Annotated in this window: 17 protein-coding genes, 1 tRNA gene and 1 CRISPR repeat array; of the genes, 5 read left to right on the forward strand and 13 right to left on the reverse strand. The window is 64.8% G+C overall.

Annotated features, from left to right (window positions below):
* Positions 1-34: 34 nt before the first annotated feature.
* Together WGH93_RS03380 and WGH93_RS03385 are read right to left on the reverse strand one after the other, a co-directional pair.
* Positions 35-1,018 (reverse strand): bifunctional enoyl-CoA hydratase/phosphate acetyltransferase, encoded by a 984-nt coding sequence (locus tag WGH93_RS03380; RefSeq protein WP_374763442.1) that lies wholly within the window; start codon positions 1,016-1,018, stop codon positions 35-37.
* A gap of 59 nt (positions 1,019-1,077) precedes the next feature.
* Complete coding sequence (locus WGH93_RS03385; protein ID WP_374763443.1) at positions 1,078-1,605, reverse strand: PAS domain-containing protein; 528 nt, start codon at positions 1,603-1,605, stop codon at positions 1,078-1,080.
* Between the two features lie 224 nt (positions 1,606-1,829).
* Between WGH93_RS03385 and WGH93_RS03390 the strand changes: the two genes are divergently transcribed.
* Positions 1,830-2,936 (forward strand): hypothetical protein, encoded by a 1,107-nt coding sequence (locus WGH93_RS03390; RefSeq protein ID WP_374763444.1) that lies wholly within the window; start codon positions 1,830-1,832, stop codon positions 2,934-2,936.
* Here WGH93_RS03390 and WGH93_RS03395 read toward each other — a convergent pair.
* From WGH93_RS03395 to typA, 6 genes are all read right to left on the reverse strand, one after another.
* Positions 2,930-3,679 carry a substrate-binding periplasmic protein gene (locus WGH93_RS03395; protein WP_374763445.1) on the reverse strand — a complete coding sequence of 250 codons (750 nt, stop codon included), beginning with the start codon at positions 3,677-3,679 and terminating at the stop codon, positions 2,930-2,932. The two genes, WGH93_RS03390 and WGH93_RS03395, sit on opposite strands and share 7 nt — an antisense overlap.
* A gap of 192 nt (positions 3,680-3,871) precedes the next feature.
* Positions 3,872-5,026: a 2OG-Fe(II) oxygenase gene (locus WGH93_RS03400; RefSeq protein WP_374763446.1), complete on the reverse strand. Its 1,155-nt coding sequence runs from the start codon at positions 5,024-5,026 to the stop codon at positions 3,872-3,874.
* Positions 5,027-5,128: 102 nt separating this feature from the next.
* Entirely contained in the window at positions 5,129-6,907 is a 1,779-nt protein-coding gene (locus WGH93_RS03405; protein ID WP_374763447.1) for a SulP family inorganic anion transporter, read from the reverse strand.
* Positions 6,908-6,983: 76 nt separating this feature from the next.
* A complete protein-coding gene (locus WGH93_RS03410) occupies positions 6,984-7,880 on the reverse strand; it encodes an MBL fold metallo-hydrolase (protein WP_374763448.1) in 897 nt (298 codons plus the stop codon).
* Between the two features lie 295 nt (positions 7,881-8,175).
* Positions 8,176-9,255, reverse strand: a complete 1,080-nt coding sequence (locus WGH93_RS03415) for a DUF2332 domain-containing protein (RefSeq protein WP_374763449.1) — start codon at positions 9,253-9,255, stop codon at positions 8,176-8,178.
* A 55-nt stretch (positions 9,256-9,310) separates the two neighbouring features.
* Entirely contained in the window at positions 9,311-11,155 is a 1,845-nt protein-coding gene (typA, locus tag WGH93_RS03420) for a translational GTPase TypA (RefSeq protein WP_374763450.1), read from the reverse strand.
* Between the two features lie 252 nt (positions 11,156-11,407).
* Here typA and WGH93_RS03425 point away from each other — a divergent pair, with 252 nt between their 5' ends.
* The 3 genes from WGH93_RS03425 to WGH93_RS03435 all read left to right on the forward strand — a co-directional run bounded on the left by WGH93_RS03425 (position 11,408) and on the right by WGH93_RS03435 (position 15,061).
* Positions 11,408-12,604 carry an MFS transporter gene (locus tag WGH93_RS03425; RefSeq protein WP_374763451.1) on the forward strand — a complete coding sequence of 399 codons (1,197 nt, stop codon included), beginning with the start codon at positions 11,408-11,410 and terminating at the stop codon, positions 12,602-12,604.
* A 118-nt stretch (positions 12,605-12,722) separates the two neighbouring features.
* Positions 12,723-14,204, forward strand: coding sequence for a sigma-54-dependent transcriptional regulator (locus WGH93_RS03430; protein ID WP_374763452.1), 1,482 nt, complete (start codon positions 12,723-12,725; stop codon positions 14,202-14,204).
* Positions 14,201-15,061, forward strand: coding sequence for a glutamate racemase (locus WGH93_RS03435; protein ID WP_374763453.1), 861 nt, complete (start codon positions 14,201-14,203; stop codon positions 15,059-15,061). The genes WGH93_RS03430 and WGH93_RS03435 overlap by 4 nt, the downstream gene beginning before the upstream one ends.
* On the opposite strand, the gene WGH93_RS03440 is transcribed toward WGH93_RS03435, so the two are convergent.
* From WGH93_RS03440 to WGH93_RS03450, 3 genes are all read right to left on the reverse strand, one after another.
* Complete coding sequence (locus WGH93_RS03440; RefSeq protein WP_374763454.1) at positions 15,029-16,159, reverse strand: glycosyltransferase family 4 protein; 1,131 nt, start codon at positions 16,157-16,159, stop codon at positions 15,029-15,031. The two genes, WGH93_RS03435 and WGH93_RS03440, sit on opposite strands and share 33 nt — an antisense overlap.
* Positions 16,156-17,172 carry a UDP-2,3-diacylglucosamine diphosphatase gene (locus WGH93_RS03445; protein ID WP_374763455.1) on the reverse strand — a complete coding sequence of 339 codons (1,017 nt, stop codon included), beginning with the start codon at positions 17,170-17,172 and terminating at the stop codon, positions 16,156-16,158. Before WGH93_RS03445 ends, WGH93_RS03440 begins: the two co-directional genes overlap by 4 nt.
* A gap of 320 nt (positions 17,173-17,492) precedes the next feature.
* On the reverse strand, positions 17,493-18,485 hold the full coding sequence (locus WGH93_RS03450) for an N-formylglutamate amidohydrolase (RefSeq protein ID WP_374763456.1): 993 nt from the start codon (positions 18,483-18,485) through the stop codon (positions 17,493-17,495).
* A gap of 182 nt (positions 18,486-18,667) precedes the next feature.
* On the opposite strand from WGH93_RS03450, the gene WGH93_RS03455 reads away from it, so the two are divergent.
* Positions 18,668-18,742 (forward strand) — tRNA-Val (locus WGH93_RS03455).
* Positions 18,743-18,939: 197 nt separating this feature from the next.
* Positions 18,940-22,749: a CRISPR direct-repeat array (repeat unit 36 nt; unit sequence GCTTCAATGAGGCCGCGGCGGTGGGCCGCGGAAGTG).
* 226 nt (positions 22,750-22,975) lie between these two features.
* Here the strand turns inward: WGH93_RS03455 and cas2 are convergent.
* Together cas2 and cas4g/cas1g are read right to left on the reverse strand one after the other, a co-directional pair.
* A complete protein-coding gene (gene cas2, locus WGH93_RS03460) occupies positions 22,976-23,269 on the reverse strand; it encodes a CRISPR-associated endonuclease Cas2 (protein ID WP_374763457.1) in 294 nt (97 codons plus the stop codon).
* A gap of 3 nt (positions 23,270-23,272) precedes the next feature.
* The gene (cas4g/cas1g, locus tag WGH93_RS03465) at positions 23,273-24,988 is read right to left on the reverse strand and encodes a CRISPR-associated endonuclease Cas4g/Cas1g (RefSeq protein ID WP_374763458.1); all 1,716 of its coding nucleotides are present in this window, start codon (positions 24,986-24,988) and stop codon (positions 23,273-23,275) included.
* Between the last annotated feature and the right edge of the window lie 2 nt (positions 24,989-24,990).

Raw genomic sequence — 24,990 nt, forward strand, 5'->3', positions numbered from 1 at the left:
CATGCGGCTGCCGGTGGGGCGGGGCGTGGCTGGGTCAGGTGAACATGCCCCGTGATCGGGCATCGCCGTAGAGCACGGCCAGCGCGGCGGACAAAAGGCGCGTCTGGCGGCTGTCGGCCCTGCTGGTCAGGATGACCGGCACGCGGGCGCCCAGCACCAGCCCGGCGGCCTCCGCTTCGGCGAAAAAGGTCATCTGCTTGCCCATGATGTTTCCCGCTTCCAGATCGGGGGCCAGCAGGATATCGGCGTCGCCCGCCACCTCGGATCGGATGCCTTTTTCCTCCGCCGCGGCCCGGCTGATGGCATTGTCGAAGGCCAGCGGCCCATCCAGCAGCGCGTCGGTGATCTGGCCCCGATCCGCCATTTTGCACAGTGCCGCCGCATCCAGCGTGACCTGCATGGACGGGTTCACCGTTTCCACCGCCGCCAGCAGGGCGGCCTTGGGCAGGCGGTTCTGCGACGCGAACAGGGCGTGCCACAGATGGATGGCGTTTTGCAGGATATCCACCTTGGCCGACAGATCCGGCGCGATGGAAATGGCCGCGTCCGTCAGCAGGAAGGGTTTGTGATAGGTTTTCACGTCCATGGCATAGACATGGCTGATCCGCCGTTCGGTCCTGAGCGCGCGGCTGCGGATCACCGCGCTCAGAATTTCATCCGAATGAAGGGCGCCTTTCATGACCGCCTGAACCCGGCCCTCCGCCGCCATTTTGCAGGCGGTGGCGGCGGCGTCGTGGCTGTGTTCGCTGTTCACCAGGTCGAAAGGGCTGATGTCCAGGCCCGCCGCATCCGCGGCAGCGCGTATCTTCGCTTCCGGCCCCACCAGGGTCGGCACCAGAAGGTCCGCCTCCGCCCCGTCAAGGGCTGCCTGTATGGCATTGGCATGGACGGGGTGGGCCACGGCCACGCTCAGGGGTGGCAGGGGCGCGCACTGGTCCAGCATCATTTTGGCAAAGCTGCCGTCGGGGCGGCGCGGCGCTTTGGCGCGTATCCCGCTGGGATTGAGGGTGTGGGTCATGGTCTTGCCGGTTCCTTTCCTGCCGGATCGTGATGGCCGGATGGTATGGGACGCCGTGCCTAGAATCTGAGTTCCGTGATCAGATGGTCCGCAGTTTTGCCATCCTCGGCAAAGGGGAGCAACAGGGCCTCCACCCGGATGAAATCCTTGGCGGTGCCTTTTTGTGGCCCCGTAATGCGCATGGGCCGGGCGCGTTCGGCCACATGGCAGTGCATGGCATAGGATCGCTGCGTCCGTTCGGGAAAGGCGGAATGCACATCCGCCATGCTCAGGCCGGTCAGTTCCATATCCATCAATCGGGTCAGCGCACTGCCGAAAACCCGGTAATAATGCCCTGCAAGGCCCGTGCGTCCCTCATGGTTCAGCGCGATCAGTGCCACATAGGGCAGATGTTCGGGCAGGTCCATGGCCCGGAAGGCGCCGATGGGCGGCAATGCATCCGGCGCCGGGCGCAGCGCTTCATAATAGTCCAGCAGGGCCTGCAGGGCCGGGTGTTCCAGCGTCTGTTCGGTTTCGCGCCAGCGCGTGTCGTCCCCCGACAGGGTCAGAACCTGATGGCGAATTCTGGATATATCCCCGCTAACCATGGCCAGAAGTTAGCATGTTTCACTGGACGCACAAGCGATACCGGGATAAGCGGATTGTAAATATCACAATTCTGTGATTCCCTAGGAGGGCCCGGCTACCGGACTTTTAACCTTTTTTGCCCATATTAGTGAAAAAGTCTGTTGCGACCTGCTGGCAGACAGATGCCGAACAGGGGAGGCGCGTGGTGCGTGCGCGGCCTGATACAGTGACCTTGACGGGGCGTATGAAGCGCCCCCTGCGTCTGATGGGCCTTGTGATCTGCGGGCTGTCCGCGCCTCTGGCGGGTACGCTTGGGCAACCCACTCTGGTCGAGACGCGCGCTCTGAACCAGGCCGGGTCCGTGGGCAATCTGGATGCCGCCATTCGTATGCGCCTTGAAGATCCCGAACGGGCGATCCGTCAATTGTCCGCGATCCGGGAACGTGACCTTTCCACCGAGGACCAGGGCCGTCTGCTGGTGGCGCTGGGTCATTCCCATCTGATTCTGGGCGACCATGATGCGGCGAGCGCGGTTCTGGAAAACGCTCTTGCGCTGGATGGCGCCGCCACCGTCACGCGCATTCGGGCGCTGTATTACATGGCGACATTGAAAGACCGGCGCGGCGCGTATGAAGCATCGCTGGAATATGTGATTCAGGCGGCTGAGCTGCTCAATCGTGCGTCCGTGCCCTTTACCTATGCACTGATCAATATGGCGGCGTCCCAATATCTTCTGGAAGCCCGGAAGTTCGCCGAAGCCCATGTTTTCGCCGATGCCATGCGCCGGCTGGGGCGCCTGATGCGTTCGCCGCTTCTTGAATGCGCGGGCCGGGCGCAGGAGGCGCGGCTCATTCTGCTGCGTCGCGGGCTTGACCCGGCGGGGCCGATGGTGCGCCGCGCACTGGATGCCTGCGAAACGGCGGGGTATCGCGCCATTGCTGCCGGTGTGCGGGCGGAGCTGCTGATCCGGCAACTCTATCATGGTGAGCCGGAAGCCGCCGTGCGGGATGCGCGGGCGCTGGTGCGGGAAGGGGATGTGACCGCGCTGGGACGAAACGTGATGGACCTGCGCAGCGCCATAGCGGTGGGGCTGCTGCGGGCCGGGCGGGTCAGCGAAGCGATCGTTCATGCCCGTGCGCTGCTGCGCCAGACCGAGGGTGCGCCGGTGGGCCCCGCGCGCCAGACCGCCTATCTTGTTCTGCGGGATGCCTATAAGGAATTGGGTGATCAGGCCATGGCGCGCCGCTTCCAGCATGAAATGAGCGAAACCATGCTGGCGCTCGACGAAGAGGCCGAACGCCGCCAGGAAGCGCTCAGGGAAACGGATTTCCGCCGCCGTATGGGCTATTGATCCTGCCGCGCCGCCCGCCGGGCGCGGGGCAGGGCGGTGCGCATTCTGTCCATCAGGGTGGGGTCGGTATCGGGATGGCAGCCCAGGGACAGGCGCACGTCGCGGAAGGTCAGGGCCAGCCGGGCCTTTACGCGGGGGTCGCGTTCCATCACATGGTGCGCGTCCCGCTTCCCCGTCAGCCACAGGCGTGCCCGGCCGTGCATCAGAAGATCAGCGGCCATGGCATCTTCATCCACGGCGATGATGCGCTTGCCCCCGGTGGCGCGGTAACTGGCCAGATTGGCGCTGCCCCGCAGGCCCACGACCACGAGATCATGGGCGTCCTCGACGCTTTCAAGGGTCAGGTGATCCTGCTGGCGGCTGTAAAATTGCCATTTGCCGGTGATCAGCGGCCCCACCCAGGCAAAGCGATCTTCCCGTGCCGCTGTGCGGTTCATGGAAAACAGGCAATGGTCCGGCGCGCTCAGCGTTTTCTGGAAAGCGCGCTGCCATGGCAGCAGGGTGATGGTGTGCGCGATGCCGGTAAGCTGCATCAGTTCTTGTACCACCCTGGTGCCGGTGCCTGTCAGCCTGCCCGTTTCCGGGTGTTGATAATTGTGCGGCGGGTTCTGTTCCGTCAGCAGGGTCAGGTCCGTCGCGGTGGCGGCAAACAGCGCGCCTCTCGCCGCATCGGTCAGAAACAGGAGCCCTATAAGGAGCGCCCCCGGTGGGGCACATGCCGCAAGTCTGGCCAGATGCCGCACCCCGGTGCGACCCCACCTTGATATCTGCCTGACAAGGCGCAATCGTTTCATCCTTCATGGGCGTGATTCAAGACCCCCATCATGCGCCGGGTCACGGCCCGTCACAAGGGGGTGATGGCGATAAAGGGACGGCATTTTCCGCCGGATACACGGTGACATGGCAGGATACATGCCATACTTTCATCAGGATGGTCAGTCCACCCGCTCGGCCCTTTCCGGCCCGGCGCCAAGCGGCGGGCGATAGGCGCCTCCGGGCTCTTCGCCCAGAAAGGCCGCGTTTTCCCGGCGGATGGCAGCGCCGGTATCATCATACAGGAAGGGCAGGGTGCAGAACCGCTCCCCCCGGATGACGGGCCGGGCCTCATGCAAAAGGGAACAGCCAAAGACCACGGCGCCGCCCTTCGGCGGATTGTAGATTTGCTGGCCGAATTCGGGAAAGCACAATCCGCCCCCCTCGAAATCGTCATTCAGATGGATGGTAACCGCGAATCGCCGGTGGGCCGTGCCTTTGGTCGTGTTGTCCCGGTGCGGCTTGAAAAAACCCGTATCCTGGGACCGGTAGCAGGCCACGATATAGCGCTCGATATGGGTGGGGCGGAAATTGAAGGCTTTTTCGATCTGCGGGAAAAGCCGCCTGCGCAGCCGCCAGTTGAAGGCGGCGCGAACGCGGGGATCATCAATATGATAGTCGTACCGGCGTTTGAAGCCGGGGTCCACCTCGCCCACCGTGCGCCCGCCGCGTTCCACCATGGTGCCGGACTGGCGGGGCTGTCCGGCGCGGTAAAGCTGTACCAGATGGTCGCAGAAATCAGGTTCCAGGATGCGGGGCATCACCAGGATGGGTGCCGGGCGGGTACAGCCCGCATGGGTTTCCGCCGGGGGCGTGGCCTGAAGTTCGTCCGCTATGCGGTGAAGCACGTTCAGTCGCCCCGCCGCCATGATCCGCATGTCCGGGTCGATGATCAGCCAGTGTTCGAACACCTCGCCGCTGGCCGGGTCATGGGCGCCATAAGCCCGCGCGATGGCGCGATCCGTGTCGATGAACACCCGGTCGCGGATGAAGGCCCGGCGCAGCCGGGGATTGTCCGCCGCAGCGGCATCGGGCACCACGGCGAACAGGCAGTACTGGGCATCGTTCACCGGAATATCGCGGGCGATCAGATTGTCCAGCAGTCGGGCCGTTGCCGGGTCCGCCGGGTTTTCCACAAAGGCAAGGGCGATGAACCGTCCGCCAAGGCTGGAAAAGGCAAAGCGGTTGCGCGTGGGGGTGGGCGCATTGAAATGCGGCGCCGGTGCCCCCCAGGGCAGCGACTTGAATGTTTTTTTGGTGGTCGTGTGTCCGTGCATGGTATTTCAGCGTATCAAGCGCCGCCAATCGGGCGCAAATCACTTATAGCGTCATTCCTTTTCCTTCCGCCATTAAAATGCGCAAGGGCGCGGCGGGCGCATTCATTGCGCGGCGCCCCCGCCGGTTGGCGGGGCGGCTCCATCCCCCGGTGGGGATTTCGGGCGATCGCCCAGATGGTCCATGGCCTGATACTGGCTCAGGAACACATTGCCGCTCAGATGCGTCAGGAAATCGGTTTTTTGCAGCCGGTCCATGACGGGGCCTTTCACTTCGGACAGGTGAAAGCGGATGCCCGCTTCATCCAGCCGTTCATTGATCGCTTCCAGGCTTTCCAGCGCGCTGGCGTCGATATGGTTCACCGCCGGGCACATCAGGACCACGTGCCGGACCTCTGGATTATCCGCCACCAGGTCCTGGATCAGGTCTTCCAGATAGCGTGCATTGGCGAAATACAGCCCTTCGTCCACGCGCAGGGTCAGTACATGCGGATGGGTGACCACATCGTGCCGGTTGATGTTGCGATAATGTTCGGTGCCGGGCACCCGGCCCACAATGGCCGTGTGCGGGCGGCTGGTGCGCCACAGATACAGCGCGATGGACAGGGCCACGCCGGTGACCACCCCCGCTTCCACGCCCACGGTCCAGGTGACGATGATGGTGCCCGCCATGGCGGCGAAGTCACTGCGGCTATAGGCCCAGGTGGTGGCCAGCGTGCGAAAGTCCACCAGGCTGAGCACCGCCACGATGATGGTGGCGGCCAGCACCGCATTGGGAAGATTGGTCAGAAGCGGGGTCAAAAACAGGGTGGCGAGCGCGATGCCCGCGGCGGTGAAGATGCCCGCCGCCGGGGTTTCGGCCCCGGCATCGAAATTGACCACCGAGCGGGCGAACCCGCCGGTGACCGGATAGCCGCCGCTGACCCCGGCGCCCAGATTGGCCGCCCCCAGGGCCACCAGCTCCTGATTGGGGTCGATACGCTGGCGCCGCCGGGCGGCGAGCGTCTGCGCCACGGACACGCTTTCCACAAAGCCGATGACGGAAATCAGCACCGCCGCGCCGATCAGGTCCCGCCACAGCGCCATGTGGAAATCCGGCACCCTGAGCGGGGGCAGGCCGGAGGGGATGGCGCCCACCACCGCCACGCCCTTGCTGTCGAGCCCCAGGGCGGTGACGATGGTGATGGCGAGGGCCACCGCCGCCACGGGCCCGGCCTTGACCAGCGTGGCCGCCGCGGCGGGCCTGATGCCGGCCCGGATCAGCAGCCCCTTCAGCGGCCCGCGCACGAAGAACAGAAAGGCCACGCTGCCCAGCCCGATCAGCAGGGTGGGCAGGTGGGCCTGATCCAGCTTGCCCGCCAGCGCGGTGAGCACATCCACCAGGGTGTGCCCGTCCGCCTCCACGCCCATAATGTGCCGGACCTGACTGGCGGCGATGATCACGCCGGATGCGGTGATGAAGCCGGAAATCACCGGGTGGGAGAGGAAGTTGGCCAGAAAACCCAGCCTGAGAACGCCCAGCAGCAGCAGGAAAAGCCCGCTGAGCAGGGCCAGTGTCATGGCGGCCATGAGATACATGTCGCCGCCCTGCGGCGCCACGCGGGATACGGCGGCGGCTGTGAGCAGCGAGACCACCGCCACCGGCCCCACCGCCAGCGCGGAACTGGTGCCCAACAGCCCGTAGAGCACGATCGGCACCATGCTGGCATACAGGCCCACCTGCGGCGGCAGACCCGCCAGCATGGCATAGGCCAGCGATTGCGGGATCAGCATGATGGTAACGATCACCGCCGCCATCAGGTCCGCGCCGAGGGTGGCCTTGTTATAGCGTTTCATCCACCGCAGGGCGGGCAGGGCTTTGAGCATGAAAGACTGGCCGGACATTGGGTGCCTTGTGCGCTGGGGGTGCCTTTGTGCGATGGCGGCGGTCTTGTCGGGCCGGTGCGGCCAGTGCGCGTTATCAGATCACATTGAGCGGAATCTTGATATAGCGGGTGCCGTTGTCTTCCGCCGGTGGCAGGTGCCCCGCGCGCATGTTCACCTGCACGCTGGGCAGCAACAGGCGCGGGGCGCCCAGTGTGCTGTCCCGCTCGGTGCGCATTTTCACGAAGCTGTCCATGTCGATGTCCGTATGCACATGGATGTTGCGGGCTTTTTCCTCCCCCACCGTGGTCTGCCACTGATATTCGTCCCGGCCCGGTGCCTTGTAGTCGTGGCACAGGAAGATCCGGGTCTCATCCGGCATGGCGAAGATTTTCTGGATGGATTCATAGAGCGTGCGGGCATCGCCGCCGGGAAAATCGCAGCGGGCGGTGCCATAATCCGGCATGAAGATGGTATCGCCCACAAAGGCGGCGTCGCCGATCAGATAGGTCATGCAGGCGGGGGTGTGGCCGGGGGTGTGCAGGGCCGTGCCGGTCATGCCGCCAATGGTGAACCGGTCGCCATCCTGCAACAGCCGGTCGAACTGGCTGCCATCCCGCTCGAACGCGGTGCCCGCATTGAACATCTTGCCGAACACGTCCTGCACGGTGGTCACATTGGCGCCGATCAGCACCGGCGCCCCCAGCTTTTCCTGTAGATAGGGCGCGGCGGACAGGTGGTCCGCGTGCACATGGGTTTCCATGATGGCGTCCACACTCAGGCCGTTTCGGATCACATGGTCGATCAGCCGGTCGGCGGACGCGGTGGATGTGCGGCCCGCGGCGGGGTCATAGTCCAGCACCGAATCGATGATGGCCGCATGGTGGCTTGCCGGGTCCTTGACCACATAGGACACGGTGAACGTGTCCTCGTCGAAAAAGGCGGTCACATCGGGTTTTACGGTGTTGAACCCGGCGGTGTTCGTGTCCGGCATGGTTTCCTCCTTGGCTGGGCGATCGGGCGGTGGTTGCCGGGCTTCGGGGTGCCCTGCATGATGCGTTGTCTGTTACATATGGATTTAGTTTTACTTGTTCAAGAACGCCGTTTCAATTAGCGGAACTAATCTGAACCCCTGATTGAACCCTGAAAAGCGCAAAAATCCGCCAGTTGGGGGGCAATGAAGCGCCCCTGGTCATCGCCGGGTGCGGCAGTTTGTCATGGACCGGGTGCGCAAACCGGCAGGGGCGGCGCGGTCTGGTGCCCTGAGGGCGGTCAGGCTCTGATGGTGGTCAGGCCAGCCACTGGACCGCATTGCAATGGGGGTCGGCCACGGCCAGGCGCTTTCGCACGCCGTCGTCGCCGTCGCCGCGCCACAGGGTCAGGCTCAGGGCATGGGTTTCTCCGTCCCGCTCCGGCTCGAAGCGGAGCCAGGCCAGGGGGCTGCGCGGCCCGGCCTTTTCGCCCGCCTGTTCCAGGCTGTCCTCGATCGCCATGCGTTCCCGGTCGGACAGATAGGGCCAGAAGATCGAATGCATCACCACCGTGGCCCAGCCTGCGGGGTTCTCCCCCAATCGGCTGGCGAGCCAGGGCGCTGCCGCCCCCGTATCCAGCGCCACGGGCCGGGCGCGGGCGGTGTCCATGGCGGCCTTTACGCGGCGCAGCCGGGCGATCTGGTCCGGCCAGATATAGGCCATCAGGGTCAGCCGGTGTGCCTCCCGGCGCAGGTCCAGCGGATGAAGGTCCACGCCGCGTCGTTCCCGGATGTCCAGCCTGGCCGATAGCGGCGGCAGGGGGCCGGACCATTCTGGCGTGATGACGGTTTCCGACCGGGGCTGGCCCCATTCGGCGGGCGGGTCGTCGCCGCTTCGCAAAAAGCGATAGAAGAAGCGGTCACAGAGCAGGTTGAGCCCGGCGCTGGCGCCCGGCTCCAGCAGCCGGATCGGCAGCTTGCAGCGGTCGGCGACGGTAAGCAGGCCCGGCAGCAGCACGGCGCTGCGCTGTACTTCATTGGTCTGGGGTGGGTGGTCCAGCAGATTGGCGATGGCGTCTTCATGGGTGGACAGCGCCGTTCGCACCGTCAACCAGAAGGCGGCGTCCCCGTCCGGCGGGTCATTGGGCGGGAACAGCGCGGCCAGGTCGTCATCGGTGCCTGCCAGTACCAGATGATGCAATGCCCCCGCCAGCCTGAGCGGCAGCGCATCCGCCACCGGATCGCGCCGCCCCCTGGCCCACGGGGCCACAAGCCGGGCAAGCACCGGATCGGTCATGCCATGCGCCGCCGTGACCCGGCAGAGCCGCGCCACGAAGGGGGAGCCGAGCCGGTCGGCCCAATCGGCCTGATGCGCAAGGGCATCGATAAGGGTGTTCATGGCCTGAACTGTAACGGGCCGCGACACGCGCCACAAGCACCATTGGCGGCGGTGATCAGCTTGCCTTGGCGGCTTTCTTGCGCTCGTGCGGCTTCAGGAACACCTTGCGCAGACGGATATTCTGCGGCGTCACTTCCACCAGCTCGTCGTCATTGATATAGGACAGCGCCTCTTCAAGCGGCAGCTTGCGCGGCGGTGTCAGTTTCACGGCGTCGTCCTTGCCCGCAGCGCGCACATTGGTGAGCTGCTTGGCTTTTTGAACATTCACATCCAGGTCGTTTTCCCGGCTGTGCTCGCCGATGATCATGCCTTCGTAAACGTCCACGCCGGGGTCCACCATGATGACGCCGCGGCCTTCCAGATTGAACAGGGCATAGGGCACCGCCTTGCCCGGCGCGGTGGCCACCAGCACGCCCGCCTTGCGCCCGGCAATGGGGCCCTTGTGCGCGTCATAGCGGTCAAAGGTGCGGTGCATGATGCCGGTGCCGCGCGTGTCGGTCAGAAATTCGCCATGATAGCCGATCAGACCGCGCGCGGGGGCATCGAAGGTCAGCCGCACCTTGCCCGCGCCGGACGGCACCATGCCTTTCAGCTCCGCCTTGCGCTGGGACAGTTTTTCCACCACGTCGCCCTGATAGGCTTCGTCCACGTCTACCTGCACGGTTTCATAGGGCTCTTGCAGGCGGCCATTGTCGTCCGTGCGCTCCAGCACGCGGGGGCGGGAAATGGCCATTTCATAGCCTTCCCGGCGCATGGTTTCGATCAGCACGCCCAGTTGCAGTTCGCCGCGGCCCGCCACTTCGAAGGATTCCTTGCTTTCGGTTTCGCGCACCTCGATGGCCACATTGCCTTCGGCTTCCTTCATCAGCCGGTCCCGAAGCACGCGGGAGGTGACATAATCGCCTTCCCGGCCCGCCAGCGGGCTGTCATTGACCGAAAAGGTCATGGCCAGCGTCGGCGGGTCCACCGGCAGGGAGGGGATGGGCTCGGAAATGCTGCGGTCGGCCAGCGTGTCGGCCACGGTGGCCACTTGCAGGCCGGCAATGGCAACGATGTCCCCGGCGCTGGCTTCCTCCACCGTCACGCGCTCCAGGCCCCGGAAGGCCAGCAGCTTGGTGATGCGGCCCGTTTCCACCACGTCCCCCTTGCGAGAGAGCGCGTGCATGGTGTCGCCCACGCGGATCTGGCCGGACTGCACCCGGCCCGTCAGGATGCGGCCAAGGAAGCTGTCCCGCTCCAGCAGCGAGATCAGCATGGAGAAAGGCTCCTCCCGCCGCTCCTCGCGGATCGGGCGCGGTTCGGGCACATGCTCCACAATGGTGTTGAACAGCGGGTGCAGATTCTCCCGCGCGCCGCCTTCCAGATCGTCCGTGGCCCAGCCATCGCGGCCAGAGGCATACAGGATCGGGAAATCCAGTTGGTCGTCTTCCGCTTCCAGCGCCACGAACAGGTCAAAGCAGGCGTCGGTGGCGTCATCCGGGGCGGCATCGGGCTTGTCCACCTTGTTGACCACCACGATGGGCTTCAGGCCCAGCGCCAGTGCCTTCTGGGTGACGAACTTGGTCTGTGGCATGGGGCCTTCGGCGGCATCCACCAGCAGCACCACGCCGTCCACCATGGACAGGATGCGCTCCACCTCGCCGCCGAAATCGGCGTGGCCGGGGGTATCCACAATGTTGATGCGGGTATCCTGCCACATCACGCTGGTGCACTTGGCCAGAATGGTGATGCCGCGTTCCTTTTCCAGATCGCCGCGGTCCATGGCGCGCTCGTCGAAGCGCTGGTTTTCCCGCACTTCGCCGCTTTGGCGGAACAGATTGTCCACCAGGGTTGTCTTGCCATGATCCACGTGGGCGATGATGGCAATGTTTCTCAGGGACTTGGATTGTTCGGCGGCCATGGATGAACCCTTAACGCTGCAAAAGAAAAAAGGCCCGGTGCCGTTCATGTGGCAAGCCGGGCACCGGATATCTTACCGGACCATTTGCGGCGCCTTATACGCGTTTGTGCGCTGCGGCACAAGCCCTGTAAAAGGCAGTCGCCAACCGCGTGGGGGCTTGACGGCGGGGCCGCGGGCGGCCAAGCCCTGAAGGGCGGGCCGGGCGTGACATCGGCCACCGACCATGCACCCCGGCCAAGGGAGTTTGACAGCGTGCCACCCCTTTTTCAGTCGCGCCGCGCGGCGCTTGCCTTCCTTCTGATCGGGCAGACCGCCGCCATGGGGCTGTGGTTCATCGCCAGCGCCGTATTGCCGGACATGCTGCAAAGCGTGGACCTGTCGCCGGTCATGCAGGCCCTGTTGGCCAGCAGTGTACAGGCCGGGTTCGTGGTGGGGGCGCTGGGCTCGGCGGCCCTGTCGCTGCCGGATCGGCTGGACCCGCGCCGCGTGTTCACACTTAGCGGTCTTCTGGCCGCCGCCGCTACGCTGGCGCTGGCACTGTTGCCGCCGGGCGGGGCCGTTTCGGTGGGGCTGCGCTTTTTCACCGGCGTGATGCTGGCCGGTGTGTATCCGGTGGGAATGCGGCTGGCGGTGGCCTGGGGCGTGCGGGATCGCGGCTGGCTGGTGGGTCTTCTGGTGGGCGCGCTCACGCTGGGTTCGGCCACGCCCTATCTGATCGGCTTTCTGGGCGGCGCGGACTGGCGGCTGGCGCTGATGGTGGCGGCGGGCGTGGCGGCGCTGGGCAGTCTGCCAACCATGGCCACGGCGCTGGGCCCCCATCATGCCCGCGCCGCCCGGCTCGATCCCGGCGCCCTTGGCACGCTTTGGCATCATCCGGGCCTGCGCTATGCCACGCTGGGCTATCTGGGCCATATGTGGGAGCTGTACGCCTTCTGGGCATGGCTGGCGCTGGCGCTGGGCACCACTTATGCGGATGCGCTGGGCGCGGGCCCGGCGGCGCGCATGGGCCAGATTGTCACCTTTGCCGCGGTGGGCGCGGGCGCGGTGTTCTGCCTGATCGGCGGGCGGCTGGCGGATCGGGTGGGCAAGGCCAATGTGACCCTGCTTTTCATGGCGATCAGCGGCCTGTCGGCGCTGGCCACGGCGGCGGCCCTTGGCGGCCCGGTCTGGCTTGTGGCGCTGGCGGCGCTCGTCTGGGGGGCAAGTGTGATTCCCGACAGTCCGCAATTCTCGGCCCTGATCGCGGACATGGCCCCGGCGGATCGGGTGGGCAGTCTGCTCAGCCTGCAAACAGCGCTGGGCTTTCTGCTCACCGTGGGCACGGTTCAACTGGCCCCCAGCGTCGCCGCCGCGATTGGCTGGCGCGGCACGCTGGCGCTGCTGGCCCTGGGGCCCTTGTTCGGCAGCCTTGCCATGCTGCGCCTGAAAGTGGTGACCGGTGTGCGCTAGCCATGGTTTTGCGGGTTTGATGTCCCGGCTTGCATTCACGGGCGTGTTGTCCTGAAATGGCACAATGTGATTCAGGATGGCGCCGCTGAAGGCGTGACAGCTCAGGAGTGACCATGCCATGTCTCAGCGCCGTGTCTTGATTGTGGAGGATGAAGCCACCCAGCGCACCCTGCTGACCGCGGTGGTGGAAAAAGCGGGCTATCTGGCCGAAACGGTCCCCGACGGTGCCGCCGCCATTGACCGCCTGAACGATGCGCACAGCCCGCAGGTGGATGTGATGCTGCTGGATCTGGTGATGCCGGGAATGGATGGCATCGCCGTGCTGAAGTCGATTCAGCCTCATCTGGCCCGGCTGCCGGTGGTGATGCTGACGGCCCGGTCGTCGGTGGCCACGGTGGTGGACGCCATGCGCGCGGGGGCCAGCGATTTCATCGTCAAGCCCGCCAGTGCGGAGCGTATCCGGGGCGCCCTGCGCGCGGCGCTGGAAACCGAAACCCTGATGGGGGACATCGCCCCCATGGTGCCGGAAGACAGCCCCCATGGCTTTGACGGTCTGGTGGGGGACAGCCCGCCCATGCGCCGGGCCAAGGCCATGGCCAGAAAGGCCGCCGCCAGCAGCATCCCCGTTTTGCTGGACGGCGAATCCGGCGTGGGCAAGGAGGTGTTCGCCAAGGCCATCCATGAGGCGGGCCGCCGCGCCGCCGGGCCGTTCGTCGCCGTGAACTGTGGTGCGATCCCGGAAAACCTAGTGGAAAGCATTTTGTTCGGCCATGAAAAAGGGGCCTTTACCGGCGCCACCGAGCGCCGGATCGGGCGCTTTCAGGAAGCCAGCGGGGGCACGCTGTTTCTGGACGAGGTGGGGGAACTGCCACTGGATGTTCAGGTAAAGCTGTTGCGCGCCTTGCAGGAAAAGCGGGTGGACCCGTTGGGCGCGCGGGCATCCGTGCCGGTGGATATCCGGGTGATTTCCGCCACCAACCGCGATCTGGCCGGGTTGGTGGATGAGGGCGGCTTCCGCGAGGACCTTTATTACCGGCTGAACGTGTTCCCGGTGACCCTGCCCCCGCTGCGGGAGCGGCGGGAGGACATCCCGGCGCTTACCCATGCGCTGCTGTCCCGCATATCAGAGGTGGAGGATCTGCCGCTGAAGCGCCTGTCCTCGGCGGCGCTCGCCCTGCTGGAAGGGTATGACTGGCCGGGCAATATCCGGCAGTTGCAGAATGTGCTTTTCCGCGCCGTGATCCTGTCCGGCGGTGACCGGCTGGAGCCCGCCGATTTCCCCCATATCCCAAGGCCGGAGGATGCAACGCCCGCCGAGGCCGATGGCCATGTGCCCGCCCGTTCCCCGGCCCTGAAGGGGGCGGATGCGGCACCGCTGACCACACCGATCCGGGAGGGTGGCTTTTTCGATGATGCCGGGCATGTTTGCCGCCTGGCGGACATAGAGGCGCGGGCCATTCGGGCCGCCCTGATCCGCTATGAGGGCCGCATGAGCGAAGCGGCCCGCCGCCTTGATATTGGCCGATCCACCCTGTATCGCAAGGTGGCCCGATACGGGTTGGAGCATCTGGCCGCCGGGGGCGGCGGGGAGGCATCATGATCGGCGTATTCGATTCCGGCTCTGGCGGGTTGACCATCCTTCAGGCCCTGAGGCGCACATTTCCCGACCGTGATTTCCTCTATCTGGGGGATCATGCCAATGCCCCCATGGGCCACCGCAGCAATGAGCAGATCGTTGCCATGACCCGGTCGGGGGTGGACCGGCTGATGCAGGCGGGATGTACGCTGGTGATCCTGGCCTGCAACACGGCGGCGGCGGTGGCGCTGCGCACCCTGCAACAGACATGGCTGGACCATGCCTGGCCCGGCAACCGCATCCTTGGTGTGCTGGTGCCGACGGTGGAGCAGGTGACAGGGCTGGACTGGCAGGAAGAGGCGCCCCGGCAGCGGGGCGGCGAGCAGACCATTGTGCTGTTCGCAACCCGCAAAACGGTGGAAAGTGGCGCCTATTCCGAGGAGGTGGCCAAGCGCGCCCCCGGCATCCGGCTGGTGCAGAAAGCCTGTCCGGGGCTGGTGGATGCGCTGGAAGGCGGGGCCGGGTCGCGGCCGGTGGACGGGCTGGTGGCGGGCTATGTGGCCGAGGCGCTGGACAGCCTGTCCGGGCTCGGCGTGCTCCGCCCGGATGCGGTGCTGCTGGGGTGCACCCATTTCCCGCTGGCGGGGGACAGTTTCCGCAAGGCCCTGGGGCCGGATGTGCCGATCTATTCCCAGCCGGATATCGTCGCCCATGCGCTGGGTCGTTATCTGGTCCGGCACCCGGATATGGACCCGCCGGGGCGCGGGCAGGTGCGCCAGCTTACTACCGGCACGCCGGGCGACATGGCCGCGCTGGCCCGCGTTCTGCCCGCTGAATATCTGCGCTTCTCACCGGTCGAGGCCGCCCTCGGCCCGCGTTGATAGCGCCGCGTCGGATGCAGCCCCGCCGTTTGCGCGGCCCCACGGGGCGATTGGCGTGATCGCATTCAGGAACTGGTCGGCCACCCGGTCCCAGTCATACAGCCGGGCAAAGTCGGCACAGGCGGCCCGGTCATGTTCGAGGGCCTGGGTGATGGCGGTGTCCAGGTCGTCGTTCAGCGCCGCCACGGGCTGGTGCCAGTGCGCGAAGGGGCCGGTGCCGTCGGCGCCCAGCACGTCCAGCGGTCCCTGCACGGGATAGGCGGCCACCGGTGTGCCACAGGCCAGCGCCTCGATCATCACAAGGCCGAATGTGTCGGTTCTGCTGGGAAAGACAAACACATCCGCCGCTCTGTAGGCCGCCGCCAGTTCCGCCCCGAACAAGGCGCCGGTGAACACCGTGTCTGGATAGGTCGCTTCCAGACGGGCGCGGGCAGGGCCATCGCCCACCACCACCCTGGTGCCGGGAACGGTGCTTTTCAGGAAGGCTTCCAGATTTTTTTCCACCGCCACGCGGCCCACATAAAGCTGGATCGGACGCTGGGCTTCTTCGGGCAGAAAAGGGTTCAGCCCGGTGCGCGGTCCCGGATGGAAACAGGCGGTGTCCACGCCGCGGGTCCAACTCCTGATGTTGCTATAGCCCCTGGCGCGCAGGGCGGCCCGAACGCTGGGCGTGGCCACCAGCATACCCGAACCCGCCGCATGAAAACGCCGGAACAGCGGATGGAACCAGCCTGCCGGCAATCCGGTGCGGGCGGCAATATAGTCGGGAAAGGCGGTATGATAGGCGGTGGTGAACGGCCAGCCCCGCTGTGTGCAGATCGCGCGCGCGGCCCAGCCGAGCGGGCCTTCCGTGGCGATATGGACCGCATCTACGCGGCGGCGGTTCATCAGGCGGCGCATAAGCGGTCTGGCACCCACAGCCAGCCGGATTTCCGGGTAGGTGGGGCAGGCCACGGTGTGGAAAAGCCGTGGTGCGATGATCGTCACCCGGTGCCCTCGCGCCTGAAGGTGGCGGCGCAGCGTTTGCAGTGTGCGCACCACGCCATTGACCTGCGGTGTCCAGGCATCGCTGACCAGCAGGATATTGAGGCCGGTCATTCGGCGGCCACCCTGTCCGTTCCGGCGGCCACGCCCCGCCGTCGGCCAAAGGCGGGCCGGGCGCGGCGGACTTTGCGCGCGGACAGGCGCCCTTTGGCCGGTTTCGGGGTTCGGCGGTCCTTCGCGGCGGCCATGCGGGCGGCCACTTCCTCTGCCCAGTTGATGATCGTCCACTGGCCGCTGTCGTCTTCCGCCAGGGCGGTGCAGCTTTCCACCCAGTCACCGTCATTGAGATATTCAATGCCGTTGATCATGCGTTTTTCCGCATGATGAATATGGCCGCAGATCACACCGTCCACGCGGCGGCGACGGGCTTCGAAGGCCACGGCCTCTTCGAACTTGCCGATATATTCCACGGCGTTCTTCACCTTGTGCTTCAGCCAGGCGGACAGGGACCAGTAACTATAGCCAAATCGTCGGCGCACCGCGTTGAAGGCCATGTTGAGCCGCAGCAGCAGGCCGTATGCATGATCCCCCACATGGGCGAGCCATTTGGCATATTTCACCACGCCGTCGAATTCGTCGCCGTGCAGCACCCAGTAACGCTTGCCGGTGGCGCCCACATGGATGGCGTCCCGCTCCAGCCGGACCCCGGCCATGTTGTTACCGAGAAAGCCGCGCAATCCTTCATCGTGATTGCCGGGAATATAGATCACCTCGGTGCCCTGACTGGCGATTTTCAGGATGCGGCGGATGACATCATTATGGGTGGTGTCCCAATACCAGCTTTTCTTCAGCCGCCAGCCATCCACGATGTCGCCCACCAGATAAAGCTGATCGCAACTGACCGTTTTCAGGAAATTGAGCAGCAGATCCGCACGGGCCGTTCGCGTGCCCAGATGGGTGTCCGATATGAAAACAGCCCGGTAATGACGTTTGCCGGACTGCTTCTTCAACCATTTGCCTGCCTGCTTGTCGATGCGGGGTGGCAAGCTGTTCTCCTCCCGCGGGGAGATGTCCGCCTTCAGCGGGGGATCGTCAAGCTGAGCGTCGATGCGCGGCAGATCAGCCATGGTGCCCTCCAGGATGTGACGCCACTACATGTTGAACCAGGGCCGTCACTGTGGCCTGTGTGCGGGCGGACCATGACAGCGGCGTGTCTGCACTATGACAGTTTTGTTGAGCTGCCCCCGGGCCGTCCCTTGTCGAAAATGAACAGGATTTCGGTATGCTGTTCACTTGAAGTTAACGCTTCCATGATTACATTTTGGATACGGCGACACGCCGTAGCCCCCCTGTGGGCGTTTCCTCCCTGAGCCTGGGCCACGCACCGCGGTGTGCGTGGCTCCTTTTTTTGTGGTGGGTGCGGTGGGGCCCCGGATCGGCGACGCTTTTATTCCGCCGCCTGGCCCATGCCCGGTATGGATGGCAGGGTGGCTGGAACCTCGTCCAGAAACGCCAGAAAGGCCCGTTGCAATGCCCGGCACAGGGGGTCGAATCCGGCGCTCTTCCGGCAGGTGTCTTCATTCATGTACAGGGCGCGGTTGATCTCCACCTGAATGGCATGGCGCCCGGCCACGGGCTGGCCGTAATAACTGGTGCAGTAACCGCCCGCATAGGGGTGGTTGCGCCGAACCGACAGCCCCTCTCCGCGCAGACAGGATTCCATCAGGGCCATCAGGGCGCTGCTCGCGCTGCGGCCCCATCGGTCGCCCAATATGATATCCGGCCCGTCGTCCAGCCTGACCGGGCGAAACGGGGGGCGCATTGACGCCGCGCGACTCGCCTTCGATTCCCGGCGCGTGCGCCGGGGGGAGGGCATGGAATGACAGTCCACCATCACGGCCTGGCCGAACCGGCGGGCGGCATCGTCCAGAAGGCTGGTGAGCCGCGCGTGATAGGGGCGGTGCAGGGCATCGAGCCGTCGCGTGGCCTCTTTCGGGTGCAGGGGGCCGGGATAAAGGGGCCGACCCGGCGCCAGCCGATGGGGCAGCACACCCAGCCCGGCAGCCACGCGGTCGCTGGGTGTAACGGAGGAAAGCGGCAGTGATGGCTGGAACATGGCGGGGTCCAGTTCGTCCCGCGCGCGGTTCAGGTCCAGATAGGCGCGGCCATGGGTGGCCACCAGAATATGCGCCCGCTCCGGCAGAACGGCGCCGCCTTGGCCCGCCATAAGCCTGCCGCGGATCAGATGATCCACATAGGCATCTTCACCCTGGCGCATATGATCCAGCGTTTGCGGGCTGGCATCCACAAAGCCCGCCGGATAATGCCGTCCGCTGTGGGGCACGGCAAAGACCACCTCGCAGCCGGAGCGCGTTTCCCGCCCTCCGTGCAAGGCGGCGGGGCCGAATTCCAAAAACGGGGGCGGGTCGGTGCTGGGCATGACCGGATCACTGATTGCAGGAATGAATGACCCCCGCAGGATAGGCGCCCCGGAAAGGCGCTGGCAAGCCCGGATGCGAAAGCCACACCGGAATGGCGCAAAAATTTGCTCTTGCAGCCCTCGGCGCCAACGGCTAAAACCGCCCCGGTTCGGTGGGAAAAACACCACCGGCACACCCCCAGGGGCGCGTAGCTCAGTGGTAGAGCACTACGTTGACATCGTAGGGGTCGCTGGTTCAATCCCAGCCGCGCCCACCATTTATTTCCAGAGCTTATTAAATCAGCCTGACCGATTGGTTCGGTACAGCCGGACCACCTAGCGCGATTTTGCCGCCCCGCCCCTGTCCGGCGTGGCGCTGGGCCGTGCGGGTGGGCGGCGTTGTGTTGTGCACATTTTCGCCCGGTGATCCGTGTGATTGCACAAAGACCCATCTGCACACCCTGACATGTTCAGAACGCCATTGAGGCCGCGGCGGTGGGCCGCGGAAGTGAACTAGGGTGCTTGCCGGGGCGCCAAATTTCAGCGCCAGCTTCAATGAGGCCGCGGCGGTGGGCCGCGGAAGTGGTGGCATCCTTATCGCCGCCAGTTTGATCCTTACACCGCTTCAATGAGGCCGCGGCGGTGGGCCGCGGAAGTGGCGTCAAACTCAACGTAGATCGTGCCCTCCCGCGACGTGCTTCAATGAGGCCGCGGCGGTGGGCCGCGGAAGTGGGCCGCACGGGAAGAATACGATGCATTGCCTGATCACATGCTTCAATGAGGCCGCGGCGGTGGGCCGCGGAAGTGCGCCAGACCGCACTATGGGATTCTTCCCGTTGATATAACAGCTTCAATGAGGCCGCGGCGGTGGGCCGCGGAAGTGGGATCGGTCCCAATGTATCTGTGGGGAGCTGGTCGCGGCTTCAATGAGGCCGCGGCGGTGGGCCGCGGAAGTGGGGGAAAATTTCTCGCCACGCTTAAGGCGACGGTTTTGCTTCAATGAGGCCGCGGCGGTGGGCCGCGGAAGTGGCCGGTAGTAAATTGCAGTTTGGCCGCCTGATCGGCGCTGCTTCAATGAGGCCGCGGCGGTGGGCCGCGGAAGTGGCGTTATGCGCTCATCCCGATCAGGGAAAGGTGGGTGCTTCAATGAGGCCGCGGCGGTGGGCCGCGGAAGTGGGTGACGATCATCGCCACGCGCTCTCGGATATTTTCGGGCTTCAATGAGGCCGCGGCGGTGGGCCGCGGAAGTGCGTCAGCGGCAACAAGACGTTGATCGCCGAAGCCACGCTTCAATGAGGCCGCGGCGGTGGGCCGCGGAAGTGCGGACAGACGACTCCCATGGGACGTAATTATCGTGGACGCTTCAATGAGGCCGCGGCGGTGGGCCGCGGAAGTGGGCCGTCCCCCCGCGGGAATATTCGGTGGCCCTGCTCTCAGCTTCAATGAGGCCGCGGCGGTGGGCCGCGGAAGTGGAATAACAGATTCAGTGAATCCCAATCCAACTTATTCCGGCTTCAATGAGGCCGCGGCGGTGGGCCGCGGAAGTGGATTGTGACTCGCGCTCAGGAAATCGCAGTGAGGGAGCTTCAATGAGGCCGCGGCGGTGGGCCGCGGAAGTGTCTTCGCGCGGGACAATCTGAACGGCAATATCACCAACGCTTCAATGAGGCCGCGGCGGTGGGCCGCGGAAGTGGGCGCGACATTGTCTGCAAAATCGCCGCGCGTGGCACCCGCTTCAATGAGGCCGCGGCGGTGGGCCGCGGAAGTGTTATGCGGTCGCGGAGATAATCCACGTGGGTGCCCACGCTTCAATGAGGCCGCGGCGGTGGGCCGCGGAAGTGCAGCTTAACAAGGAAGCAGGCGTTGCTGCTGAGGTAGAAGCGGCTTCAATGAGGCCGCGGCGGTGGGCCGCGGAAGTGATAGCGCCGCAGGTGCGGGCCGTCCGCCCCTCTTTGCAACGCTTCAATGAGGCCGCGGCGGTGGGCCGCGGAAGTGCTCAGATGCTATCTACAGCACATCGTGTATTAGACGGCTTCAATGAGGCCGCGGCGGTGGGCCGCGGAAGTGTGCTGGAAGCGCCGGCCCTGTCGGGGGCGGTTATGTTGCTTCAATGAGGCCGCGGCGGTGGGCCGCGGAAGTGGGAGATAAACGATGACCCAAAAAAACAATTTCAAGAGGCTTCAATGAGGCCGCGGCGGTGGGCCGCGGAAGTGTTAGCGATTTGCTGGAACCGCAATCCGCAGATACGCGCGCTTCAATGAGGCCGCGGCGGTGGGCCGCGGAAGTGGGGCAAGCGGCCACCGAACAGGCTGGCATTGAGGCGCTCGCTTCAATGAGGCCGCGGCGGTGGGCCGCGGAAGTGCTCTCTTTTATGATAGGGCACAATAGGGCAGCTACCTTAGGCTTCAATGAGGCCGCGGCGGTGGGCCGCGGAAGTGCGCTTGTGACGCCCACCAAAGCCGGGCTGATGGGCGCTTCAATGAGGCCGCGGCGGTGGGCCGCGGAAGTGACAGAACTGGATGATGACATGGTCGCGGCGCTTCACTGCTTCAATGAGGCCGCGGCGGTGGGCCGCGGAAGTGCAGCCGCTCGTGCGGGATCACATAGCCCAACCCGGTCTGGCTTCAATGAGGCCGCGGCGGTGGGCCGCGGAAGTGATCATGAGCGCTTTTTAGGCCGTTTGACACATCCCGGGCTTCAATGAGGCCGCGGCGGTGGGCCGCGGAAGTGGACCCCCACATTTCACCTACAACACACCCCTCACTTTCGCTTCAATGAGGCCGCGGCGGTGGGCCGCGGAAGTGACCGAGTTTTCGATGGAGTGGAGCCTAGACGATGGGCGGGCTTCAATGAGGCCGCGGCGGTGGGCCGCGGAAGTGGAATCACGGCTGCGCACCCCGACAGCGAAACCGCATTGCTTCAATGAGGCCGCGGCGGTGGGCCGCGGAAGTGGCGACGTGGTGGAGCGGGTCTTGCCTCCCTACGAAAGAGCGCTTCAATGAGGCCGCGGCGGTGGGCCGCGGAAGTGACACAACACACTAAGGAGATATAATATGGCTGCTAACGCTTCAATGAGGCCGCGGCGGTGGGCCGCGGAAGTGGTCCGCGAAAAACTGGACAAGCACGGGGGCACCCTCGAGCTTCAATGAGGCCGCGGCGGTGGGCCGCGGAAGTGGCCGCTACGCTTGTCACGATTGCGGCAAGTGCAAATAGCTTCAATGAGGCCGCGGCGGTGGGCCGCGGAAGTGGACTGATTATACCACGCTTCTCAACATCTGGGCACACGCTTCAATGAGGCCGCGGCGGTGGGCCGCGGAAGTGGTTATTGCAGTGGAAAAATTGGTCGTTCATAAACCTCTCCAGGCTTCAATGAGGCCGCGGCGGTGGGCCGCGGAAGTGAGCGCTTGCATCGCGGCTAGAAAACGGGCCTGATCCAAGCTTCAATGAGGCCGCGGCGGTGGGCCGCGGAAGTGCCAACAAAGCGTACCGTGTCGCTGCATACTTCGAGCAGCTTCAATGAGGCCGCGGCGGTGGGCCGCGGAAGTGAAGTCTCACCGCAAGCAGAGCGGCTTTATCTGGACCCGCTTCAATGAGGCCGCGGCGGTGGGCCGCGGAAGTGAAATGATTGGGAGACCGACCAATGACTGAGACGATTGCTTCAATGAGGCCGCGGCGGTGGGCCGCGGAAGTGGATTTCGCCGTCAGCGCCAGCGGCGCTAATAGCCTTGCGCTTCAATGAGGCCGCGGCGGTGGGCCGCGGAAGTGGCATGAGCACCCTGCTGTGCCACGTCCAGCTCGCGGCGCTTCAATGAGGCCGCGGCGGTGGGCCGCGGAAGTGCTGAACCGCCGCCGCGCGAGCATCCCCGCACACCAGCGCTTCAATGAGGCCGCGGCGGTGGGCCGCGGAAGTGCCCTACGCCATCACGGTCTATCAGCCGCACCCGGAAGACATGCTTCAATGAGGCCGCGGCGGTGGGCCGCGGAAGTGACTGATGGAGAGGGCGCCCCGCTGGGCGCGTTCGTGACCGCTTCAATGAGGCCGCGGCGGTGGGCCGCGGAAGTGTGCAAACAGTCGCGGCTTTTAACAGCGGGAGTTCCGAGCTTCAATGAGGCCGCGGCGGTGGGCCGCGGAAGTGTGGCGCGATGGTAGAACGGCACACACCAGCCATCGCATGGCTTCAATGAGGCCGCGGCGGTGGGCCGCGGAAGTGGTGGAGCAGAACTTTCGGGATGAAGGAGACATTCTCTTGCTTCAATGAGGCCGCGGCGGTGGGCCGCGGAAGTGAGCCTGTTTCCAAGTCTTGAAAAGGGCTCGTGATTTTCCGGTCTGTGCGAGGGCTGTGTTGGCGCATGGTAACAAAGCCCGGAACCACATCCGTTTATCGTCTTCACTATATCAAAGAACGCAAGAAAAACAAGGCTTTGTTGCCTTGCGTGCGCTGCGGGGGTTTGAGCGAGCATCAAAGCCCTCGCACACAGGGCGGCAACCGGGCTCGTGGGCCTGTCTTATCTTATATGATTATGACTTCCCGTTTCTGCGCCGTAAAGGTCTTGCCCAGACTTTCCACCTTCGGGTCCACGGTTTCTGCTGGTCCCATGTCCATCAGCATCACGTGGTCTTCATCGTGATGGATCAGGGCCTCCAGGCGGGCGGCCAGATCGGCGCGGCGGCGTGCTGTGAGGCGGCATTGGAAAATCGAAAGCTGCAACCATGTGCCGTATCCCTGGCAGGTCTTGAAGACACGCCGCCAGCGTTTGCGATCGGCGATATCGTAGGCGACGATATATAGGCGTTCTTCGGCCATGCTTTATCTCGGCAGATAGTGGGGATATTGGGACAATTCGCCATCCAGATACCGACCCAGAAGCCGTGCCTGCACTTCGATCAGGCGCCGCATGGACAGGCGATAGCCGAATACCGGGTGCGTGGTTTCCTGTGACAGCCTGCGTTCATAAGCGGCAATCAGGGCTTTTTTCGTGGCTGGTTTCATGGTGCATCCGGTGCCCCGGATCGTGAAGCCATCGGGCTGTATCTCGCCATTGTTGATTGCCTGTATCACAACGGAATCGGACAGGATCGGCCTGAACGGTTCCATCATGTCCAGCGCCAGAGCCGGGCGGCCATGGCGCGGGCGATGATAAAAGCCACGATAGGGGTCAAAGCCCACAGCGGACAGGGTTGTGTGCCAGGTGCGGGTCAGCAGGGCATAGGCAAAAGACAGCAGGGCATTCATTGGATCGGCGGGCGGGCGGCGGTTGCGCTTATGGAAGGCAAAGGCCGGAAAGCCCGATTTGCCGGGTGCGAGCATCTGTTCGAAATGTTGAAAATAGATGGCGGCTGCTTCCCCTTCCAGCCCAAGAAGCGTGGCTGTTTCGGGGGCGTGGTGGCTGCGATCCACCAGCCGTTTCAAACGATCAAGGGCATGATCCCGATCGTTTCGCCTTGTCTTGTCCTTCCAGTTTCGCCGCAATTGGGTGCGGCTGTTCTGTATCTTGGCGGCAACAAGGCCGCGGGCGATGGCCAGACAGCGCCGATCATCGAAACTGGCTTTGTACTGATTGGTGCGCAGGTCCACATTTTTTGATCCGGTGTTGACCGTATGGCCCAGAACCCAGCCACCCCCGGATGCCCAGGTGACCGGAATATCCTGCCTTAGCAGGGCGTGCAGTGTGGGGGTGGTCAGGGAAACGGGGCCCATCAGCACCAGTTCCGAAATGCCGATGATGGGGGCGCGGGTCTTGGTGTCATCGGTGGTGATCAGCAGGGTTTCGCCATCCTTGCGTATGCGGGCACCCGGTGTCTGCACATACAGAGGCAGGGCGGGATCGTCTGACGGGTTCAGGGGCCGCGGCACATGATTGCGTCGGAAAAAATTGGTTTCGTCCGGCATGCATATGCCGGCGAGAGAGCATGACACGCATTTCCGGCTGGCTTCGAGCGGCGGCGGTCTGCGCCCCGCCGCAGCGGCCAGGCGCAGGTCTGAAATGGCGGTGAGGGTGCGGGTTCGCAGGTCTTCATCGAGATGGACGGGCACTCTCTCGCGGGATCCGGCAAACCACAGGGCGCCTTCGGTTACGGTGTAGCCGCTGTCTTCCAGTATCAGGGCCTGTGCGCACACCTGCACCCGTTCCGGTTCATATGCGCCTTTTTCCACATGGGGGCGCTTGCCTTTCTTGTAGTCCACAGGCGTGACCCGCCCGTCTTTCGCTTCCAACAAGTCGATTCTGGCGATGATACCCAGTTTTTCGGAAGACAGGGTGAGAGCCCGTGTTTTCAGGCCGTCTTCCGGGGTTAGATCCTGTGCCTGGGGCAGAGCGCCTTCCTGCCTGTCCACCCGTGTGTGGACCCGGCGACCCTCGGCGGTGTCACCGCTGTCGGCCCATTCCCCTTCCACCCATTCAAGCCATGCCAGTCTTGGGCAATAGACCCATTCGTTGACCATTCTGACTGGCACCAGCGGCGTATCCTGCGGCGCGGGCGGCGCGGGCAGGGGAAGTGTATGCTGGTGCGGGTGCCTGGGCATGG

The organism is Yunchengibacter salinarum (assembly GCF_037658235.1).
Lineage (GTDB): Bacteria > Pseudomonadota > Alphaproteobacteria > Sphingomonadales > Kordiimonadaceae > Yunchengibacter > Yunchengibacter salinarum.

Coding starts and splice junctions, on each gene's coding strand:
- WGH93_RS03380 (WP_374763442.1), bottom strand. CDS start 1,018: ATGACCCACACCCTCAATCCCAGCGGGATACGCGCCAAAGCGCCGCGC.
- WGH93_RS03385 (WP_374763443.1), bottom strand. CDS start 1,605: ATGGTTAGCGGGGATATATCCAGAATTCGCCATCAGGTTCTGACCCTG.
- WGH93_RS03390 (WP_374763444.1), top strand. CDS start 1,830: ATGAAGCGCCCCCTGCGTCTGATGGGCCTTGTGATCTGCGGGCTGTCC.
- WGH93_RS03400 (WP_374763446.1), bottom strand. CDS start 5,026: ATGCACGGACACACGACCACCAAAAAAACATTCAAGTCGCTGCCCTGG.
- WGH93_RS03405 (WP_374763447.1), bottom strand. CDS start 6,907: ATGTCCGGCCAGTCTTTCATGCTCAAAGCCCTGCCCGCCCTGCGGTGG.
- WGH93_RS03410 (WP_374763448.1), bottom strand. CDS start 7,880: ATGCCGGACACGAACACCGCCGGGTTCAACACCGTAAAACCCGATGTG.
- WGH93_RS03415 (WP_374763449.1), bottom strand. CDS start 9,255: ATGAACACCCTTATCGATGCCCTTGCGCATCAGGCCGATTGGGCCGAC.
- typA (WP_374763450.1), bottom strand. CDS start 11,155: ATGGCCGCCGAACAATCCAAGTCCCTGAGAAACATTGCCATCATCGCC.
- WGH93_RS03430 (WP_374763452.1), top strand. CDS start 12,723: ATGTCTCAGCGCCGTGTCTTGATTGTGGAGGATGAAGCCACCCAGCGC.
- WGH93_RS03435 (WP_374763453.1), top strand. CDS start 14,201: ATGATCGGCGTATTCGATTCCGGCTCTGGCGGGTTGACCATCCTTCAG.
- WGH93_RS03440 (WP_374763454.1), bottom strand. CDS start 16,159: ATGACCGGCCTCAATATCCTGCTGGTCAGCGATGCCTGGACACCGCAG.
- WGH93_RS03445 (WP_374763455.1), bottom strand. CDS start 17,172: ATGGCTGATCTGCCGCGCATCGACGCTCAGCTTGACGATCCCCCGCTG.
- WGH93_RS03450 (WP_374763456.1), bottom strand. CDS start 18,485: ATGCCCAGCACCGACCCGCCCCCGTTTTTGGAATTCGGCCCCGCCGCC.
- cas2 (WP_374763457.1), bottom strand. CDS start 23,269: ATGGCCGAAGAACGCCTATATATCGTCGCCTACGATATCGCCGATCGC.
- cas4g/cas1g (WP_374763458.1), bottom strand. CDS start 24,988: ATGCCCAGGCACCCGCACCAGCATACACTTCCCCTGCCCGCGCCGCCC.